This window comes from Dokdonella sp. (assembly GCF_017744955.1).
Lineage (GTDB): Bacteria > Pseudomonadota > Gammaproteobacteria > Xanthomonadales > Rhodanobacteraceae > Dokdonella_A.
Map to the genome: position 1 here is coordinate 1 of NZ_JAGIAG010000002.1, position 17,584 is coordinate 17,584.

Sequence of the window (17,584 nt, forward strand, 5' to 3'; positions counted from 1 at the left end):
AACGTGAAGATGGTGGTCACGCTGATCGCACCGATCGCGATGGACGAGGGTCTGCGCTTCGCGATCCGCGAAGGCGGCCGTACGGTCGGCGCGGGCGTGGTGGCCAAGATCGTCCAGTAGAGGCGATGTGAATCGGCTCGCCGATTTTTTATCGCAGGGGGCTTCCCATGGGTCGAAGTCCCCACTATACTTAGCGGCTCACTGCTGTCCCGATTGTTGATCGGGCGGCACAAGACAGCGAAATGAGGTGCGGGAAGCACTTCGAGTTCGCCGGCAAGGATGCCGACCGCGTCGATGGCTGTTTCGGGACGGCAAGTCTCGCTTCCAAGCGATCGATGGCGAAGAGTAGAACCAAGTGTGGGCGGGCCGACATCGGCCCGCCCATGTTTTCGTAGTTTCGAGCGAGTGGTTGAGGCTGCGTCCCGGTCGGGGCGCGGCGGATGGGGTTCAGTGAATCCCGTCGTCGACGAACAGCGTTCTTTCAGATTCAAGGACACGGCAATGGCGGACCAGAAGATTCGTATCCGGCTCAAGGCGTTCGATCACCGTTTGATCGATCGTTCGGCGAGCGAAATCGTCGAAACGGCAAAGCGCACCGGCGCGCAGGTGCTCGGTCCGATTCCGCTGCCGACCAAGATCGAGCGCTACACCATCCTGGTGTCGCCGCATGCCGACAAGGATGCGCGCGACCAGTACGAGACACGCGTGCACAAGCGCGTGCTGGACATCGTTGATCCGAACGACAAGACCGTGGACGCGCTGATGAAGCTCGATCTCGCGGCCGGCGTCGACGTTCAGATCAAGCTGCACTGAGGCGGTACATCATGAGTATCGGATTGGTAGGTCGTAAATGCGGCATGAGCCGCGTCTTCACCGAAGACGGTCGTTCGGTGCCGGTGACGCTGATCGAAGCGACGCCGAACCGCGTGACGCAGGTGAAGACGGTCGAGGTCGACGGCTACAGCGCGATCCAGGTCACCGCGGGCGCCAAGCGCGCCGCGCTGATCAGCAAGCCGCTGGCCGGGCACTACGCGAAGGCGAAGGTCGAGGCCGGTCGCGGCCTGTGGGAGTTCCGCGTCGAAGCCGGTGATCTCGGCAAGTTCGCGATCGGTGGCGAAGTGAAGGCCGACGAACTGTTCACGGTCGGTCAGAAGGTCGACGTCGCCGGCGTCAGCAAGGGCAAGGGCTTCCAGGGCACGATCAAGCGCCACCACTTCACGATGGGCGACGCGACGCACGGTAACTCGTTGTCGCATCGCGCGCCGGGCTCGATCGGTCAGCGCCAGACGCCGGGCCGCGTGTTCCCGGGCAAGAAGATGGCCGGCCACATGGGCAATGTGAATCGTTCGGCGATGAATCTCGAGGTCGTCAAGATCGACAGCGAGCGTCATCTGATCGCGGTCAAGGGCGCGGTTCCGGGCGCTCCGGGTGGCAACGTGGTCATCCGCGCGGCCGTGAAAGCGAAGAAGTAAGGAGACGCCATGGAACTCAATGTTGTTGGCGCCAAGTCCGTGACCGTCTCCGAGGCGGTGTTCGGCAAGGAATTCCGCGAAGACCTCGTGCATCAGGTCGTCGTCGCGTACCGCAATGCCGGCCGTGCCGGCACCAAGGCGCAGAAGACGCGCTCGGAAGTCAACGGTACGACCAAGAAGTCGAAGAAGCAGAAGGGCGGCGGCGCGCGTCACGGTGCGCTGAAGGCTCCGATCTTCGTCGGCGGCGGCGTGACCTTCGCGGCCAAGCCGCGCAGCTTCGCGCAGAAGGTCAATCGCAAGATGTTCCGCGGCGCGATGGTTTCGATCCTGTCGGAACTCAACCGCCAGGGTCGCATCTCGCTGGTCGAGGCTTTCGGTGTCGAGCAGCCGAAGACGAAGGCGCTGGCCGCCAAGCTCGGCGAGCTGAAGGCGGAAGGCCGCGTCGTGCTGGTCGCCGAGAACGCGCCCGAGGCGCTGTTCCTGGCCGCGCGCAACCTGCCTTACGTGCACGTCGTCGACGTCGCCGCGCTGGATCCGGTCAGCCTGGTCGGCGCGGACAAGGTGGTGATGACCGTCGAATCGCTCAAGCGCATCGAGGAGTGGCTGGCATGAAAGAGCAGCTTTTCAGCGTCCTGCGTGCGCCACACATCTCCGAGAAGAGCGCGCGTCTGCAGGAGCACAACCAGTACGTGTTCGAAGTTGCGCAGGGCGCGACCAAGGCCGACGTAAAGGCCGCGGTCGAGGGCCTGTTCAGCGTCGAAGTGCAGTCGGTGAATCTGGTCAACCAGAAGGGCAAGGCACGTTCCTTCCGCAACCGCGCGGGTACGCGCGGCAGCAAGCGCAAGGCATACGTTCGCCTCGCCGATGGCCAGACCATCGACGTGACCGCCAAGGCTTAAGGTGGATATGGGCGCCGTGGCGCTCATGGAAATCAGGAAAAAGACATCATGGCACTGATTACAGTCAAACCCACCTCTGCCGGACGTCGCGCCGTCGTGCGCGTGGTCACGCCGGGGCTGCACAAGGGCGATCCGTACCGTCCGCTGACCGAGTCGCAGTCGAAGAGCGGCGGCCGTAACCACTACGGTCGCATCACGACGCGCCACAAGGGCGGCGGTTCGAAGCAGAACTACCGCATCATCGACTTCAAGCGCGACAAGGAAGGCATCGCCTGCCGCATTGAGCGCATTGAATACGATCCGAACCGCACCGCGCACATCGCGCTGCTGCTGTTCGTCGACGGCGAGCGTCGCTACATCATCGCGCCGAAGGGCGCGAAGGTCGGCGACCAGCTGATCTCCGGCCACGACGCGCCGATCAAGGTCGGCAACTCGCTGCCACTGCGCAACATCCCGATCGGCTCGACGGTGCATTGCATCGAGATGAAGCCGGGCAAGGGCGCGCAGATCGCGCGTTCGGCGGGCGCCTCGGCGCAGCTGGTCGCACGCGAGCAGGGCTACGCCACGCTGCGCCTGCGTTCGGGCGAAATGCGCAAGGTGCCGGCCGAGTGCCGCGCGACGATCGGCGAAGTCGGCAACTCGGAGCACAACCTCGAGAAGCTCGGCAAGGCCGGCGCGAGCCGCTGGCGCGGCGTGCGTCCGACCGTTCGCGGTGCGGCGATGAATCCGGTCGACCATCCGCACGGCGGTGGCGAGGCCAAGGCCGGCCAGGGCAACCCGCATCCGGTGTCCCCGTGGGGCATGCCGGCGAAGGGTTACAAGACACGCAAGAACAAGCGTACGACGCAGTTCATTGTCCGCGATCGTCGCGGTTAACAGGTAGCGATCCATGCCACGTTCTCTCAAGAAAGGTCCGTTCGTCGATCACCACCTGCAGAAGAAGGTGGACGCGGCCAGCGCCGCTAACAACAAGCGCCCGATCAAGACCTGGTCGCGCCGCTCGATGATCGTGCCTGAAATGGTGGGCCTGACGCTCGCCATCCATAACGGTCGCCAGCACGTTCCGGTGCTGGTCAACGAAAACATGGTCGGCCATAAGCTCGGCGAATTTGCGGTCACGCGTACGTTCAAGGGGCATTCGGGCGACAAGAAGGCCGCTGAGGCCAAGAAGTGACGGTGAGCACGATGGAAGCGAAAGCGATCCTGCGCAGCGCGCGCATTTCCCCGCAGAAGGCCCGCCTGGTCGCCGATCAGGTGCGTGGACTCAGCGTGGACCGAGCGACCAACCTGCTCGCGTTCAGCGACAAGAAGGCGGCACACCTGATCAAGAAGGTGCTGCTGTCGGCGGTCGCCAACGCCGAGAACAACCTCGGTGCGGACGTGGACGAACTGAAGGTCGCCAAGATCTTCGTCGACGAGGGCGCGATCCTCAAGCGCATGCATGCACGCGCAAAGGGCCGCGGTTCCCGCATCTCCAAGCGCACGAGCCACATCACCGTGGTCGTCGGCGAATAAGCACAGGATCGAAACGATGGGTCACAAAGTCAATCCGATCGGTATCCGCCTGGGCATCGCCAAGGACTGGAACTCGAAGTGGTTCGCGAACAAGCGCGAGTACGCCCAGTACCTCGGCGCCGACCTCAAGGTGCGCGAACTGCTGAAGAAGAAGCTGGCGCAGGCCGGCATCTCGAAGATCCTGATCGAGCGCCCGGCGAAGACCGCGCGCGTGACGATCCACACCGCCCGTCCGGGCGTGGTGATCGGCAAGAAAGGTGAGGACATCGAGAAGCTGCGCAAGGAAGTCTCGCAGGTGATGGGCGTTCCGGCGCACATCAACGTGAGCGAAGTGCGCAAGCCCGAGCTCGACGCGCAGCTGGTCGCCGAGTCGATCGCGCAGCAGCTCGAGCGCCGCATCATGTTCCGTCGCGCGATGAAGCGCTCGGTGCAGAACGCGATGCGCCTCGGTGCCCTCGGCATCAAGGTCAACGTCGGCGGTCGTCTGAACGGCGCCGAGATCGCGCGTTCGGAGTGGTACCGCGAAGGTCGCGTGCCGCTGCACACGCTGCGCGCGGACATCGACTACGGCTTCGCCGAGGCGAAGACGACCTACGGAATCATCGGCGTGAAGGTGTGGGTCTACAAGGGCGAGATCTTCGACCTGCACGCCGCACAGCAGGAAGCCAAGGCGGAGGCGACGGAAGAACGTCCGCAGCGCCGCGCGCCGAAGGCGGGAGCGTAAGTCATGCTGCAACCCAAGCGCACCAAGTACCGCAAGGTCCACAAGTCCCGCAACCGCGGCCTGGCCTATGTCTCCAACAAGGTCAGCTTCGGTGAGTTCGGCCTGAAGGCGACCACGCACGGCCATCTGACCGCGCGCCAGATCGAGTCCGCGCGCCGCTGCATCACGCGCTTCGTCAAGCGCGGCGGCAAGCTGTGGATCCGCGTGTTCCCGGACAAGCCGATCACCAAGAAGCCGATCGAAGTTCGAATGGGCAACGGCAAGGGCAACGTCGAGTTCTGGGTCGCACCGATCCAGCCCGGCCGCATGCTGTATGAAATGGAAGGCGTCACCGAGGCCGAGGCGCGCGAAGCGTTTCGTCTGGCCGCGGCGAAGCTCTCGGTGCAGACCCAATTCGTGACCCGGACGGTGCTGTGATGGAACTGAAGGAACTCCGCCAGAAGAACGCCGAACAGCTCGCCGAGCACCTCGGCGAACTGCGCCGCGAACAGTTCAATCTGCGCATGCAGAAGGGCTCCGGCCAGCTCGCGCAGACGCACCAGTTCGGCCGCGTCCGCCGCGAGATCGCGCAGGTCAAGCATCTGCTCGGCACCAAGAAGCAGGGGCAGTGAGATGAGCGAAAACCAGAAGACTCAGCGTACCCTCGAAGGTCGCGTCGTCAGCAACAAGATGCAGAAGACGGTCACCGTCCTGCTCGAGCGTCAGGTGCAGCATCCGTTGTACGGCAAGATCGTGCGTCGTTCGACCAAGGTGCACGCGCACGACGAGGCCGGCGAGTGCAAGGAAGGCGACGTCGTCCGCATCGCGGAATGTCGTCCACTGTCTAGAACCAAGAACTGGCGCGTCGTGAAGGTTGTCACGCGCGCTGAAGCCTGAGCGTGGGGCGGAGGAGTCAAGCGACATGATCCAGATGCAGACCACGCTGGCCGCGGCGGACAACAGCGGCGCGAAGGAACTGATGTGCATCAAGGTGCTCGGCGGCTCCAAGCGCCGTTACGCCGGCATCGGCGACATCATCAAGGTTTCGATCCGCGACGCGATTCCGCGCGGCAAAGTGAAGAAGGGTGAGGTCTACGACGCCGTCGTCGTGCGCACGCGCAAGGGTGTGCGCCGCGCCGACGGTTCGCTGATCCGCTTCGACGGCAATGCCGCCGTTCTCTTGAACAACAAGCTTGAGCCCATCGGTACCCGTATCTTCGGACCGGTCACGCGCGAGCTGCGTGGCGAACGATTCATGAAGATCGTTTCGCTCGCGCCGGAAGTTTTGTAACGAGGTTGATGTCATGAACCGTATCCGCAAGGGCGACCAGGTTCTGGTGATCGCCGGCAAGAACAAAGGCCAGAGAGGCGAGGTGACGCGCGTCGCGGGTGAATCCGTGTTCGTGCAGAACATCAATCTCGTCAAGCGCCACACGAAGCCGAATCCGCAGGCGAACCAGCCGGGTGGCATCGTCGAGCGCGAGGCGCCGATCCATATTTCCAACGTAATGCTGTTCAACACCGCCACCGGCAAGGGTGAGCGCGTGGGCTACAAGACGCTCGATGATGGGCGCAAGGTCCGCGTGTTCCGGTCGTCCGGCGAAGTGGTTGACGCCTGAGGTCCGCAGCGATGACGACGCGTCTTGAAACAATCTACAAGGGTCAGGTGGTGCCGAAGCTCGTCGAGCGTTTCGGCTACGCCAATCCGATGCAGGTCCCGCGCCTGAGCAAGATCACGCTGAACATGGGCGTGGGCGAAGCCGTGGGCAACAAGAAGATCCTCGAGAACGCGGTCGCCGACATGGCCAAGATCGCGGGTCAGAAGCCGATCGTGACGTTGTCGCGCAAAGCGCACGCGACGTTCAAGATCCGCGAGAACTGGCCGATCGGCTGCAAGGTCACGCTGCGTCGTGCCCGCATGTACGAATTCCTGGATCGTCTGATCAACATCTCGCTGCCGCGCGTGCGTGACTTCCGCGGCATCTCGGGCCGTTCGTTCGACGGTCGCGGCAACTTCAACATGGGCCTGAAGGAACAGATCATCTTCCCGGAGATCGACTTCGACCAGATCGACGCGCTGCGCGGTATGGACATCGCGATCACGACGACCGCGCGCACCGACGAGGAAGCGAAGGCGTTGCTGGAAGCGTTCAAGTTTCCGTTCCGTAACTGATCGAGCAGGACCGAATCATGGCAAAGCGTTCAATGATCAATCGCGACCTGAAGCGGACCAAGCTGGTCAAGCGTCACGCCGCGAAGCGCACCGAGCTGAAGAAGATCGTCTCCAGCGCGACCGCTTCCTACGACGAGAAGCTCGCCGCGGCGGTCAGGCTGCAGAAGCTGCCGCGCGATTCGAGTCCGTCTCGTCAGCGCAACCGCTGCGAGCTGACCGGCCGTCCGCGCGGCGTCTACGCGAAGTTCGGCCTCGGCCGTCACAAGCTGCGCGAAGCGACCATGCGCGGCGACGTGCCGGGCTTGCGCAAGGCCAGCTGGTAAGCCTCAACAACTTTTCGGAATTCACGCGACGCGTGGATTCCGGGATATCGATGCTAGAGAAGGAATCGAAACATGAGCATGACTGATCCCATCGCCGACATGTTCACGCGCATCCGCAACGCGCAGGCCACGGGCAAGCGTACCGTGGCGATGCCGGCGTCGCGCGTGAAGCAGGCGATCGCGAATCTGCTGAAGAACGAAGGCTACGTCGCCGACGTGCAGACCGTCACCGAGGACGGCAAGCCGAAGCTCGAAATCGCGCTGAAGTACTACGAAGGCAAGCCGGTCATCGAGCGCATCGAGCGCATCAGCCGCTCCGGCCTGCGCGTCTATCGCGGCAAGGACGGCTTGCCGAAGATCCTCGGCGGTCTGGGTATTTCGATCGTCTCGACCTCGTCCGGCATCATGACCGACGCGCAGGCCCGCAAGCAGGGTCTCGGCGGCGAAGTCATCGGTCTGGTCGCCTAAAGTTTTGGTGGAGACACAACCATGTCACGTGTAGGAAAGAAGCCCGTTGCACTGCCGAAGGGCGTCGAGTGCCAGGTGCAGAGCGACGCGATCACCGTGAAGGGCCCGAAGGGCACGCTTCAGATCGCCGCGCCGGCCGGCGTCGACGTCGCCATCAACGGCGGCGAGATCCAGCTGAAGGCGCAGGGCGACAACGACCACAAGATGGCCGGTACCGCGCGCGCGCTGATCAACAACATGGTCAAGGGCGTCAGCGAAGGCTATACGCGCAAGCTCGAGCTGGTCGGCGTCGGTTACCGCGCCGCGCTGCAGGGCAAGGACCTGAACCTGAGTCTCGGCTTTTCGCATCCGATCCTGTTCAAGGCGCCGGAAGGCATCACGATCGAAGTGCCGGCACAGACCGAGATCCTGATCAAGGGCGCCGACAAGCAGCGCGTCGGCGAAGTCGCCGCCAAGATCCGCTCGTTCCGTCCGCCGGAGCCGTACAAGGGCAAGGGCGTGCGCTACTCGGGCGAACAGATCACCATGAAGGAAGCCAAGAAGGCTTGATGCGGGTTTTCCGCGAGAGTCCGGTCGGTTCCCGCCGGGCTTTTCAATAGAGCCTTCAGCTTTCTGGAGAAAGACAGTGGAAAAGAACATCGCAAGACTCCGTCGTGCCAAGTCCACGCGTGCGCGCATCCGTACACTCGGCGTGCCGCGCTTGTCCGTGCACCGCAGCGCGCAGCACATCTACGCGCAGGTCTTCAGCGCGGACGGCGAGACGGTCGTCGCGGCCGCCTCGACCGTGCAGAAGTCGCTGGCCGAGGGCCTCAAGGGCACCAAGAACAAGGCTGCTGCTGCGGCGGTCGGCAAGGCCGTGGCGGAAGCCGCGCTGAAGGCCGGCATCGACAAGGTCGCGTTCGACCGCTCCGGTTTTCGTTATCACGGTCGCATCCAGGCTCTGGCCGAGGCGGCGCGCGAGGCTGGATTGAAGTTCTAACAACAGCGAGCGGTGAGCGGTGAGCGGAACGAGCAGGTACATTGCTTTTTCCGCTCACCGTTCACATCTAGGCCGCTCACCGTCGATCACAATTCTAAGCGGCTCAGCCGCAAGCAGAAGTCCGCATCCTCAGGGAGCGGCATACAGGTGAAACATGGCGAACAACAACGAACGTGAAAACAGCGATGGCTTCCTCGAGAAGCTGATCGCGGTGAACCGCGTGGCGAAGACCGTCAAGGGCGGTCGTCAGATGAGCTTCACGGCGCTGACGGTTGTCGGCGACGGCGACGGTCGCGTCGGTTTCGGTTACGGCAAGGCACGCGAGGTGCCGGTCGCGATCTCGAAGGCGATGGAGCGTGCGCGCAAGGGCATGGTCAAGGTCCAACTCAACAACGGCACGCTGTTCCACGCGGTCAAGGCCAACCACGGTGCGGCGAAGGTGTTCATGCAGCCGGCGTCCGAGGGTACCGGCGTGATCGCCGGCGGTGCGATGCGCGCCGTGCTCGAAGTCGTCGGCGTCAAGAACGTGTTGGCGAAGGCGGTCGGCTCGCGCAATCCGATCAATCTGGTTCGCGCGACGATCAACGGTCTGCAGGCGATGGTGTCGCCGGAACGCATCGCGTCCAAGCGCGGCAAGTCGGTCGACGAGGTGCTCGGCAATGGCTAAGGCGAAGAAGACGGCGGAAGGCAAGATGATCCGCGTGCGGCTCTTCAAGAGCATCAACAGCTGCCAGGAGCGCCACCGCATCAGCGTGCGTGCGCTCGGTCTGCGCAAGCTCAACGACGTGCGCGAATTGAAGGATTCGCCGTCGGTGCGCGGCCTGATCAACCAGGTCAGCTACTTGGTCCGCATCGAAGAAAGCGCTTAAGAGAAGGCGCGCTCGCCGCGCTCACCCGTTCAGGAGTTACGTCATGCGTCTCAACACACTCAAGCCAGCTGCCGGCGCCCGCAAGGATCGCGTTCGCGTTGGCCGCGGCATTGGTTCCGGCCTCGGCAAGACCGCCGGCCGTGGCCACAAGGGCCAGTACGCGCGCAAGGGCAAGGGCAAGGTCAAGGCCGGCTTCGAAGGCGGCCAGATGCCGCTGCAGCGTCGTCTGCCGAAGGTCGGCTTCCGCTCCAAGAAGGCGCACGAAGTCAGCGAGGTTCTGCTGTACAAGCTCGATTCGATCAAGGCCGACGTCGTCGATTTCGACGCACTGAAGGCGGCCGGTCTGATCGAGACTCGCGCCGAGCGCGCGAAGATCGTCAAGAAGGGCGAAATCAAGCGCGCCGTGAAGCTCAAGGGCGTGGCGGTCACCGCCGGCGCCAAGGCGGCGATCGAGGCGGCCGGCGGCAGCGTGGAGTAAACCCGTGGCGTCTTCGCAATCCAACATGCTCGCTTCGCTCGGCAAACTGACCGAGCTGAAGCAGCGCTTGCTGTTCGTGATCGGTGCGCTGATCGTGTATCGGCTCGGCTCGTTCATCCCGGTGCCGGGCGTCAATCCGGACGCGATGTCGCGCCTGATCCAGCAGGGTGGCGGATTGCTGGACATGTTCAACATGTTCTCGGGCGGTGCGCTCAGCCGTTTCTCGATCTTCGCGCTCGGTGTGATCCCGTACATCTCGGCCTCGATCATCGTGCAGATGTTCGCGACCGTGATCCCGAGTTGGCAGGCTCTGCGCAAGGAAGGCGAGTCCGGGCGGCGCAAGCTGACCATGTACACGCGTTTCGGCACGCTGGCGCTGGCGGTGTTCCAGTCGTTCAGCGTGGCGACGATGCTGCAGACCCAGCAGGGCATCGTCTATTCGCCTGGACCGGGGTTCATTTTCGCCACCGTGGTCGGCCTGACCGCCGGCACTATGTTCCTGATGTGGCTGGGCGAGCAGATCACGGAGCGGGGCGTCGGTAACGGCATCTCGCTGCTGATCTTCGCCGGCATCGTCGCGGGGCTGCCCGCTGCGGTCCTGCACACGCTGGGTATGGCGCAGAGCGGCGAGCTGCCGATCATCCGCGTGCTGATCGTGTTCGTGATCGTGCTGGCGGTGACCGCCTTCGTGGTGTTCATGGAGCGCGGCCAGCGCCGCATCACCGTGAACTACGCGCGTCGTCAGGGCGGCGCCGGCAAGGCGTACATGAATCAGAGTTCGCACCTGCCGCTGAAGATCAACATGGCGGGCGTCATTCCGCCGATCTTCGCGTCCTCTTTGCTGATGTTCCCGGCGACGGCCGCGACCTGGTTCAACAATTCGAGCCAGATCCACTGGCTGCAGGTGCTGACCTCCGCGCTGGGACCGGGCGAGCCGCTGCACATGCTGATCTACGCGGCCCTGATCATCGTGTTCGCGTACTTCTACACGGCGCTGACGTTCAATTCGCAGGAAACCGCGGACAACCTCAAGCGTTCCGGCGCGCTGATTCCGGGCCTGCGCCCGGGCAAGGCGACGGCCGACTACATCGACGGCGTGCTGACCCGCCTGACGGGTGCCGGCGCTCTGTACCTGGTCGCGGTGTGTCTGATTCCGGACATCCTGCGCAACGCCTGGCACGTCCCGTTCTACTTCGGCGGCACCTCGTTGTTGATCGTGGTCGTCGTGGTCATGGATTTCACCGCGCAGATCCAGGCACACCTGGTCTCGCATCAGTACGAAAGTCTGCTCAAGAAGGCGAATCTGCGCGGCCGTTGAGCGGGAAAAAGTTGCAATACCGGCCGGTCGGACCCAGGGGTTTCCCGGGTGCGGCAATCCGGATATAATGTCAAGTTCTCTGCGCAATCAGTAGTTTTTTTGGAGACAAACAAGCATGGCACGCATCGCGGGTGTCAATCTGCCGGTTCAGAAGCATGTCGTGATCGGCCTGCAGAGTATTTTCGGCGTCGGTCGTTCTCGCTCGAAGAAGGTCTGCGCCGACGCCGGGGTCAACCCGGCCGCCAAGATCAAGGACCTGACCGAGGCCGAGGTCGACAAGCTGCGCCATGAGATCGCGAAGTTCAGCGTCGAGGGCGACCTGCGCCGCGAAGTCGGCATCTCGATCAAGCGCCTGATCGACCTCGGTACCTATCGCGGCCTGCGCCACCGTCGTGGCCTGCCGCTGCGCGGCCAGCGTACGCGCACGAACGCGCGCACCCGCAAGGGCCCGCGCCGCGCGATCAAGAAGTAATCATCTTTTTTGAGGATCCTCCGGACCTATGAACAAGCCGGTTGCAGTCAAGGCTAAGAAGAAGACCAAGCGCGTGGTGACGGACGCCGTCGCCCACGTGCAGGCTTCGTTCAACAATACCGTGGTCACGATCACCGACCGCCAGGGCAATGCCCTGTCGTGGGCGACGGCCGGTGGCGCGGGCTTCCGCGGTTCGCGCAAGTCGACGCCGTTCGCTGCGCAGGTCGCTGCCGACAAGGCGGCGCGCGCCGCCGCGGACTACGGCATCAAGACCGTCGAAGTGCGCATCAAGGGGCCGGGTCCGGGACGCGAGTCCGCGGTCCGCTCGCTCAACAATGCGGGCTTCAAGGTCACCAACATCATCGACGTGACGCCGATTCCGCACAACGGGTGCCGTCCGCCCAAGAAGCGCCGCGTCTAACCAAAGAGTCTGATGCGATCGGAATACCGATCGCTAAATCACTGAATCGGTCACGCGTGGCCGGACTCGCAACCAGAGAAGAAAATTTCATGGCACGTTATCTCGGCCCCACCTGCAAGCTTGCGCGCCGCGAAGGCGCCGATCTCAATCTCAAGAGCCCTGCGCGCGCGCTCGACTCCAAGTGCAAACTGGAGCAGAAGCCCGGCCAGCACGGCGCCACCGGCGCCAAGCGTGGTCGGTTGTCGGACTACGGCGTGCAGCTGCGCGAGAAGCAGAAGGTCAAGCGCATCTACGGCCTGCTCGAGCGTCAGTTCCACTCCTACTACCAGAAGGCTTCCGGCCAGAAGGGCAATACCGGCGAGAACCTGCTGCGCATGCTCGAGTCGCGCCTGGACAACGTCGTCTATCGCATGGGCTTCGCGGTCACGCGCGCCGGTGCGCGCCAGCTGGTGTCGCACGCTGCGGTGCGCGTCAACGGCAAGAAGGTGAACCTGCCGTCGTACCAGGTGCGCCCGGGTGACGAGATCGCCCTGTCCGATCGCGCCAAGAGCCAGCTGCGCGTGCAGGAAGCGCTGACCGTCTCGCAGGAGATGGACCTGGTGCCGACCTGGATCGAAGTTGACGCGAAGAAGGCTGCCGGCCTGTTCAAGACGCTGCCGGAGCGCTCGGATCTGCCGTCCGACATCAACGAAAGCCTGATCATCGAGTTGTACTCGAAGTAATAGACCGCCGGCCAGCGGCGCGAGTCGCGGATCGGCGCAAGCGAGTCCGGTCGTCCGCCGGACTCGTCGAATCGGGAAAGGGCGGAAAGCCCTTCTCGAGAAAGACAACCCTCTCGTCGCGACTGGATTTTCGCGGCAAACACACCATATGAGCCCTTTCGGGGCTCTTGGAGTTGATTCATATGGCGGGATCGTCCACCAACGTGCTGCGTCCGCGCGGCATCAGTGTCGAGCGCATCGGCGCCGACCGCGCCAAAGTCGTCGTCGAGCCGCTCGAGCGCGGCTTCGGCCATACGCTCGGCAATGCGCTGCGTCGCGTACTGCTGTCGTCCATTCCGGGCAGCGCGATCATCGAAGTCGAAATCGACGGCGTGCTGCACGAGTACACCACACTCGAAGGCCTGCAGGAAGACGTCATCGAGGTTCTGCTGAACCTCAAGGACGTCGCCATCCGCATGCACGGCCACGACGAGACCACGCTCACGCTCAGCAAGAAGGGCAAGGGCGTCGTCACCGCCGGCGACATCAAGGTCGATCACACGGTCGAGATCGTCAATCCGGACCACGTGATCTGCCACCTGACCAAGGACATCTCGCTGAGCATGCGCCTGAAGGTCGCACGCGGCGTCGGCTATCAGCCGGCGACGGCACGCCGCCTGCCGGACGAGGAAGCGCGTCCGATCGGCCGTCTGCAGCTCGACGCCTCGTTCTGCCCGGTTCGCCGCGTCGCCTACAACGTCGACAGCGCGCGTCTGGAACAGCGCACCGACCTCGACAAGCTCGTGCTCGACGTCGAGACCAATGGCGCGATCGACGCCGAGGAAGCGGTGCGCAAGGCGGCCGAAATCCTGCAGGACCAGATCAGCGTGTTCGGCGATTTCACCCGCCGCGAGAGCGCGGATGCGAAGACCGACAAGAGCGGCGTGGATCCGATCCTGCTGCGTCCGATCGACGATCTCGAGCTGACCGTGCGTTCGGCCAACTGCCTCAAGGCCGAGAGCATCTACTACATCGGCGACCTCGTGCAGAAGACCGAAGTCGAGCTGCTGAAGACGCCGAACCTCGGCAAGAAGTCGCTGACCGAAATCAAGGACGTGCTGTACCAGCGCGGCCTGCAGCTCGGCATGAAGCTCGACAGCTGGCCGCCGCCGGGACTCGTGCACGGCATGCAGTTGGGTTGATGGCTGGCCTTGCGATCATCCGTGATCGCTGAGTAGAAAGGATTTGGCGAGTTTGCGCGAAGCGCCCTCGCCGATTTCCAGAGCGGCCGTCCCTGGTCGCGTTTTCAAGAAGAGCCCCGTTTTCAAGGGAGCTCAATAACAGCGGGTAACCGCGGGGATCCGGACGCAGGCGCCGGTTTCTCATAACAATCGAAACAGAGGATTCCATCATGCGTCACCAGAAAGCAGGCCGTAAGTTCAGCCGCACGAGCAGCCATCGCGAAGCGATGTTCAAGAACATGGCATCGTCGCTGTTCAAGCACGAGCTGATCCGCACCACGCTGCCGAAGGCGAAGGAACTGCGTCGCGTCGCCGAGCCGCTGATCACCCTGGCCAAGACCGACAGCGTCGCCAATCGCCGTCTCGCCTTCGCGCGTCTGCGCGACAAGCAGGCGGTCGGCAAGCTGTTCGTGGAGCTCGGCCCGCGTTACCGCGAGCGCAAGGGCGGCTATCTGCGCCTGCTGAAGTGCGGCTTCCGCGTAGGCGACAACGCGCCGATGGCCTACGTCGAACTGGTGGACCGCCCGCGCGCCTCCGCTGAAGAGGCGGCCGCCGAGTAAGGCGCTGGCGAAAGCTGGATACCCGAAGAACCCCGGCAAGTCCGGGGTTCTTCGTTTTCGAGGATCGTCGAGGTCTTCGCGCCCATCCTCGACCGCGCTTCCTCCGATCCGCGGCACTTCGGCTGGATTTCGTGGTCCAGAGCGCGGCAGACTCTCCACGAAAATCCTCTCAAGGCTCCTCGATGACCATGAATCCGTTCCGCTGGCCTTTCCGCGCGCAATTCCTCTTCGGCGCACTCGCCTGCATGGGGCTGCTCGCCTATGCGTTCTACGAACAGTTCCAGATGGGTCTGGAGCCCTGCCCGAAGTGCATCTTCCAGCGCGTCGCGTTCATGGCGATGGCCGTGGTCTTTCTCATCGGTGCGGCGCACGGTCCGAAGGCGACCGGCCGCCGCGTCTACGCGATCCTGGTGACCATCGCCGCGGCGGTCGGCGCGGTCGTCGCGATCCGGCACTTGATCGTGCAGTTCTCGCCGAAGGATCCGTTGATGGAAGGTTGCGGCCCCGGCCTCAACTACCTGATGGATTCGTTCCCGATCGCCGAGGCGATCAAGAAGGCCTTCATGGCGACCGGCGATTGCGGCGAGATCGGTTGGACCTTCCTCGGTCTGACCATGCCGGGCTGGACCTTGATCTGCTACGTGCTGCTCGCCGCCGGCGCGCTCTGGGCCGGATTCCGCAGGCGCTAGACGGGGAGGGCGGGCGAGCCGCCTTATGCCGTAGGCGCGGCCTCGACCTTGTGGCATGATCGTTTTCCGCACTGCAACAACAGCGTGATGCCATGAGGTCGCTCGAACGCAACATCGGTCCCGTCCGCGAAGCCGCAGGCTGGTCGCCTTCGTCCTGGCACGAGCGTCCGCAGCAGCAGCAGCCGGTGTACGCCGATGCGGCCGAACTCGAGCGTGCCCTGGTGCAGCTGCGCGAGCTTCCGCCGCTGGTCACCTCGTGGGAGATTCTCGCGCTGAAGCGCTTGATCGCCGACGCGGCCGAGGGCAAGCGTTTCGTGCTGCAAGGTGGCGACTGCGCAGAGAGCTTCGACGACTGCAGCTCGCCGCTGATCTCCAACCGCCTCAAAGTCATGCTGCAGATGAGCCTCGTGCTGGTGCACGGGCTGCGCCTGCCGGTGGTGCGCATCGGCCGCTTCGCCGGCCAGTACGCCAAGCCGCGCTCGGCCGATACCGAGACGCGCGACGGCGTGACCCTGCCGTGCTATCGCGGCGATCTCGTCAACGGAATCACGTTCACCGGCGAGGCGCGCCGCGCCGATCCGCAGCGCCTGGTCCGCGGCCATGCGCACTCGGCGATGACGATGAATTTCGTGCGCGCGCTGATCGACGGCGGTTTCGCCGACCTGCACCATCCCGAGTACTGGGACCTGGCCTGGGTCGAGCACTCGCCGCTGCAGAACGAATACCGCCAGATGGTCGAGTCGATCGGCAACTCGCTGCGCTTCATGGAGACGCTGGCGGGCGAGTCGATCGGCAGCTATCAGCGCGTGGATTTCTTCACCTCGCACGAGGCGCTGGTGCTGCACTACGAGCAGGCGCTGACGCGGCAGGTGCCGCGCCATTGGGGCTGGTTCAACCTGTCCACGCATTTCCCGTGGATCGGCATGCGCACGGCCCAGCTCGACGGCGCGCACGTCGAATACTTCCGCGGCATCCGCAATCCGGTCGCGGTGAAGATCGGACCGTCGGTCACGCCGGATCAGCTGCTGCGCCTGGTCGACGTGCTCGATCCGGACAACGAGCCCGGTCGTCTCACGCTCATCCATCGCATGGGCGCGGCGAAGATCGAGAGCGGGCTGCCGCCACTGCTGACGGCGCTGAAGGCGACCGGACGCAAGCCGCTGTGGATCTGCGATCCGATGCACGGCAACACCGAAACGGTGGGCGGCGGCGTGAAGACGCGTCGCTTCGAGAACATCCGCGCCGAGCTCGACCACGCCTTCGACGTGCACGCGGCGATCGGCACGCGCCTCGGCGGCGTGCACCTGGAACTGACCGGCGAGAACGTCACCGAGTGTCTAGGCGGCGCGCGCGCGCTGGCCGAAGCCGATCTCGCTCGCGCGTACAAGTCGCAGGTCGATCCGCGCTTGAACTACGAGCAGTCGCTCGAGCTGGCGATGCTGATCGTGCGCAAACGCGGCGGTCTGCAGGCCCCGCTCTGACGTCGACGCCACGGGCTTGCCCGTGGCTTCGGGGCGCTCGGATCACACCCCTCGATGTCCGGCAGCTCGATGCGCGATTTCGCGCCCTGGAGATCTATCGCCACGCGATCACGCCGAAGTCGGTGATGGCGGCGACGAGGTTCTGCTGCGCGTCGTAGGCGAAGTAGGTGGCATAGGCGCCATCGCCGTAGCCGGAGGAGAACAGCGCCACGGTTCCGCGCTCGGTCGGCAGCAGCAGCCACGATCGCGTGTGCACGTAGGTCTTTTCCATCGCCTCGATCAGGTGATCGGAGAATTCCTCGCCCTCCCGTCGCAGGCGTCCGGCATAGGCGTGCATGGCCGCTTCGTCCATGAACGAGCCGGTGCCGCTGTCGACGCCGTAGCCGAAGAACTCGCCCGGTTTCAGCGTAGCCGGATCCTGTCCTTCGACCAGCGCGAGTTCCCAGCGCGCGATGCGCGCGTCGGAGAAGGCGATCTTGGCGAGCGCGATACGTTCGTCGTCTCCGCTGCGAGCGATCGCGAGCCGCAACGGGAACGACCCGCGCGGCAGTTCCTTCTCGAACGGCTCGGCTTCGAATTCGACGAACGGGTCGAAGGCCGCGAGCCTGCCGGTCGGAAGATCGACGCGGCCGACGTCTTCCGTGCGAAAGGCGAACGTCGTGCCGTTCTGCGTGATCGTGAAACCGGGAGCGAACGCCTCGTCGAAGACCGGATGGTCGAGCGTCTCGGTCGCCGAAGATCCGCTCGGCGCCGGCGCCTCCTTCCGATCGCAAGCGGTCGCCGCGAGGAGGAGGGCCAGGGCGAGCAGATGCCTCATGGGGC

General features: G+C 64.2%; 30 protein-coding genes and 1 pseudogene. 30 read left to right on the forward strand and 1 reads right to left on the reverse strand.

All coding sequences use genetic code 11. The annotated features are described in order from the left end of the window. The 30 genes and pseudogenes from J7520_RS04980 to J7520_RS05125 all read left to right on the forward strand — a co-directional run. Positions 1-120, forward strand: a pseudogene (locus tag J7520_RS04980) (elongation factor Tu); the annotation flags it as partial. A gap of 381 nt (positions 121-501) precedes the next feature. Beyond that, entirely contained in the window at positions 502-813 is a 312-nt protein-coding gene (gene rpsJ, locus J7520_RS04985) for a 30S ribosomal protein S10 (protein WP_291186485.1), read from the forward strand. A gap of 11 nt (positions 814-824) precedes the next feature. Then, complete coding sequence (rplC, locus tag J7520_RS04990) at positions 825-1,472, forward strand: 50S ribosomal protein L3 (RefSeq protein WP_291184921.1); 648 nt, start codon at positions 825-827, stop codon at positions 1,470-1,472. A 9-nt stretch (positions 1,473-1,481) separates the two neighbouring features. After that, positions 1,482-2,084 (forward strand): 50S ribosomal protein L4, encoded by a 603-nt coding sequence (rplD, locus tag J7520_RS04995; protein ID WP_291184924.1) that lies wholly within the window; start codon positions 1,482-1,484, stop codon positions 2,082-2,084. Continuing rightward, positions 2,081-2,371, forward strand: a complete 291-nt coding sequence (gene rplW / locus J7520_RS05000) for a 50S ribosomal protein L23 (RefSeq protein WP_291184926.1) — start codon at positions 2,081-2,083, stop codon at positions 2,369-2,371. The genes rplD and rplW overlap by 4 nt, the downstream gene beginning before the upstream one ends. A gap of 48 nt (positions 2,372-2,419) precedes the next feature. Further along, a complete protein-coding gene (gene rplB / locus J7520_RS05005) occupies positions 2,420-3,247 on the forward strand; it encodes a 50S ribosomal protein L2 (RefSeq protein WP_291184928.1) in 828 nt (275 codons plus the stop codon). Positions 3,248-3,260: 13 nt separating this feature from the next. Beyond that, complete coding sequence (gene rpsS, locus J7520_RS05010; protein ID WP_291184930.1) at positions 3,261-3,545, forward strand: 30S ribosomal protein S19; 285 nt, start codon at positions 3,261-3,263, stop codon at positions 3,543-3,545. Positions 3,546-3,556: 11 nt separating this feature from the next. Further along, entirely contained in the window at positions 3,557-3,886 is a 330-nt protein-coding gene (rplV, locus tag J7520_RS05015; protein ID WP_291186488.1) for a 50S ribosomal protein L22, read from the forward strand. 16 nt (positions 3,887-3,902) lie between these two features. After that, positions 3,903-4,610, forward strand: coding sequence for a 30S ribosomal protein S3 (rpsC, locus tag J7520_RS05020; protein ID WP_291184932.1), 708 nt, complete (start codon positions 3,903-3,905; stop codon positions 4,608-4,610). A 3-nt stretch (positions 4,611-4,613) separates the two neighbouring features. Beyond that, positions 4,614-5,027, forward strand: coding sequence for a 50S ribosomal protein L16 (rplP, locus tag J7520_RS05025; protein ID WP_291184934.1), 414 nt, complete (start codon positions 4,614-4,616; stop codon positions 5,025-5,027). Next, complete coding sequence (gene rpmC / locus J7520_RS05030; protein WP_291184937.1) at positions 5,027-5,221, forward strand: 50S ribosomal protein L29; 195 nt, start codon at positions 5,027-5,029, stop codon at positions 5,219-5,221. The genes rplP and rpmC overlap by 1 nt, the downstream gene beginning before the upstream one ends. A 1-nt stretch (position 5,222) precedes the next feature. Then, positions 5,223-5,486, forward strand: coding sequence for a 30S ribosomal protein S17 (rpsQ, locus tag J7520_RS05035; protein WP_291184939.1), 264 nt, complete (start codon positions 5,223-5,225; stop codon positions 5,484-5,486). A 25-nt stretch (positions 5,487-5,511) separates the two neighbouring features. Continuing rightward, positions 5,512-5,880 carry a 50S ribosomal protein L14 gene (gene rplN, locus J7520_RS05040; protein WP_291186492.1) on the forward strand — a complete coding sequence of 123 codons (369 nt, stop codon included), beginning with the start codon at positions 5,512-5,514 and terminating at the stop codon, positions 5,878-5,880. 13 nt (positions 5,881-5,893) lie between these two features. Further along, a complete protein-coding gene (gene rplX, locus J7520_RS05045) occupies positions 5,894-6,208 on the forward strand; it encodes a 50S ribosomal protein L24 (protein ID WP_291184941.1) in 315 nt (104 codons plus the stop codon). An 11-nt stretch (positions 6,209-6,219) separates the two neighbouring features. Then, entirely contained in the window at positions 6,220-6,762 is a 543-nt protein-coding gene (rplE, locus tag J7520_RS05050) for a 50S ribosomal protein L5 (RefSeq protein WP_291184943.1), read from the forward strand. Positions 6,763-6,779: 17 nt separating this feature from the next. Further along, positions 6,780-7,085, forward strand: a complete 306-nt coding sequence (gene rpsN / locus J7520_RS05055; RefSeq protein ID WP_291184945.1) for a 30S ribosomal protein S14 — start codon at positions 6,780-6,782, stop codon at positions 7,083-7,085. Between the two features lie 72 nt (positions 7,086-7,157). Further along, positions 7,158-7,553: a 30S ribosomal protein S8 gene (gene rpsH, locus J7520_RS05060; RefSeq protein WP_291184947.1), complete on the forward strand. Its 396-nt coding sequence runs from the start codon at positions 7,158-7,160 to the stop codon at positions 7,551-7,553. Between the two features lie 21 nt (positions 7,554-7,574). Beyond that, the gene (gene rplF, locus J7520_RS05065) at positions 7,575-8,102 is read left to right on the forward strand and encodes a 50S ribosomal protein L6 (RefSeq protein ID WP_291184949.1); all 528 of its coding nucleotides are present in this window, start codon (positions 7,575-7,577) and stop codon (positions 8,100-8,102) included. A 76-nt stretch (positions 8,103-8,178) separates the two neighbouring features. Continuing rightward, the gene (gene rplR / locus J7520_RS05070; RefSeq protein ID WP_291184952.1) at positions 8,179-8,532 is read left to right on the forward strand and encodes a 50S ribosomal protein L18; all 354 of its coding nucleotides are present in this window, start codon (positions 8,179-8,181) and stop codon (positions 8,530-8,532) included. Positions 8,533-8,686: 154 nt separating this feature from the next. Continuing rightward, entirely contained in the window at positions 8,687-9,199 is a 513-nt protein-coding gene (gene rpsE / locus J7520_RS05075) for a 30S ribosomal protein S5 (RefSeq protein WP_291184954.1), read from the forward strand. Next, on the forward strand, positions 9,192-9,401 hold the full coding sequence (gene rpmD, locus J7520_RS05080; RefSeq protein WP_291184956.1) for a 50S ribosomal protein L30: 210 nt from the start codon (positions 9,192-9,194) through the stop codon (positions 9,399-9,401). The genes rpsE and rpmD overlap by 8 nt, the downstream gene beginning before the upstream one ends. Before the next feature lie 43 nt (positions 9,402-9,444). Beyond that, the gene (gene rplO / locus J7520_RS05085; protein WP_291184958.1) at positions 9,445-9,879 is read left to right on the forward strand and encodes a 50S ribosomal protein L15; all 435 of its coding nucleotides are present in this window, start codon (positions 9,445-9,447) and stop codon (positions 9,877-9,879) included. Between the two features lie 4 nt (positions 9,880-9,883). Beyond that, positions 9,884-11,197 (forward strand): preprotein translocase subunit SecY, encoded by a 1,314-nt coding sequence (gene secY / locus J7520_RS05090; RefSeq protein WP_291184960.1) that lies wholly within the window; start codon positions 9,884-9,886, stop codon positions 11,195-11,197. 115 nt (positions 11,198-11,312) lie between these two features. Continuing rightward, positions 11,313-11,669 (forward strand): 30S ribosomal protein S13, encoded by a 357-nt coding sequence (gene rpsM, locus J7520_RS05095; RefSeq protein ID WP_291184963.1) that lies wholly within the window; start codon positions 11,313-11,315, stop codon positions 11,667-11,669. A gap of 28 nt (positions 11,670-11,697) precedes the next feature. Beyond that, positions 11,698-12,090, forward strand: a complete 393-nt coding sequence (rpsK, locus tag J7520_RS05100) for a 30S ribosomal protein S11 (RefSeq protein ID WP_291184965.1) — start codon at positions 11,698-11,700, stop codon at positions 12,088-12,090. Between the two features lie 89 nt (positions 12,091-12,179). Further along, complete coding sequence (gene rpsD, locus J7520_RS05105; protein WP_291184967.1) at positions 12,180-12,812, forward strand: 30S ribosomal protein S4; 633 nt, start codon at positions 12,180-12,182, stop codon at positions 12,810-12,812. Between the two features lie 182 nt (positions 12,813-12,994). Beyond that, a complete protein-coding gene (rpoA, locus tag J7520_RS05110; protein ID WP_291184969.1) occupies positions 12,995-13,993 on the forward strand; it encodes a DNA-directed RNA polymerase subunit alpha in 999 nt (332 codons plus the stop codon). 209 nt (positions 13,994-14,202) lie between these two features. Continuing rightward, a complete protein-coding gene (gene rplQ, locus J7520_RS05115; protein ID WP_291184970.1) occupies positions 14,203-14,592 on the forward strand; it encodes a 50S ribosomal protein L17 in 390 nt (129 codons plus the stop codon). A 188-nt stretch (positions 14,593-14,780) separates the two neighbouring features. Then, complete coding sequence (locus J7520_RS05120; RefSeq protein ID WP_291186494.1) at positions 14,781-15,281, forward strand: disulfide bond formation protein B; 501 nt, start codon at positions 14,781-14,783, stop codon at positions 15,279-15,281. Between the two features lie 92 nt (positions 15,282-15,373). Then, positions 15,374-16,762, forward strand: a complete 1,389-nt coding sequence (locus tag J7520_RS05125) for a 3-deoxy-7-phosphoheptulonate synthase class II (RefSeq protein ID WP_291184972.1) — start codon at positions 15,374-15,376, stop codon at positions 16,760-16,762. A 94-nt stretch (positions 16,763-16,856) separates the two neighbouring features. Here J7520_RS05125 and J7520_RS05130 read toward each other — a convergent pair whose 3' ends face one another. After that, entirely contained in the window at positions 16,857-17,579 is a 723-nt protein-coding gene (locus J7520_RS05130) for a DUF4241 domain-containing protein (RefSeq protein ID WP_291184975.1), read from the reverse strand. Positions 17,580-17,584: the final 5 nt, after the last annotated feature.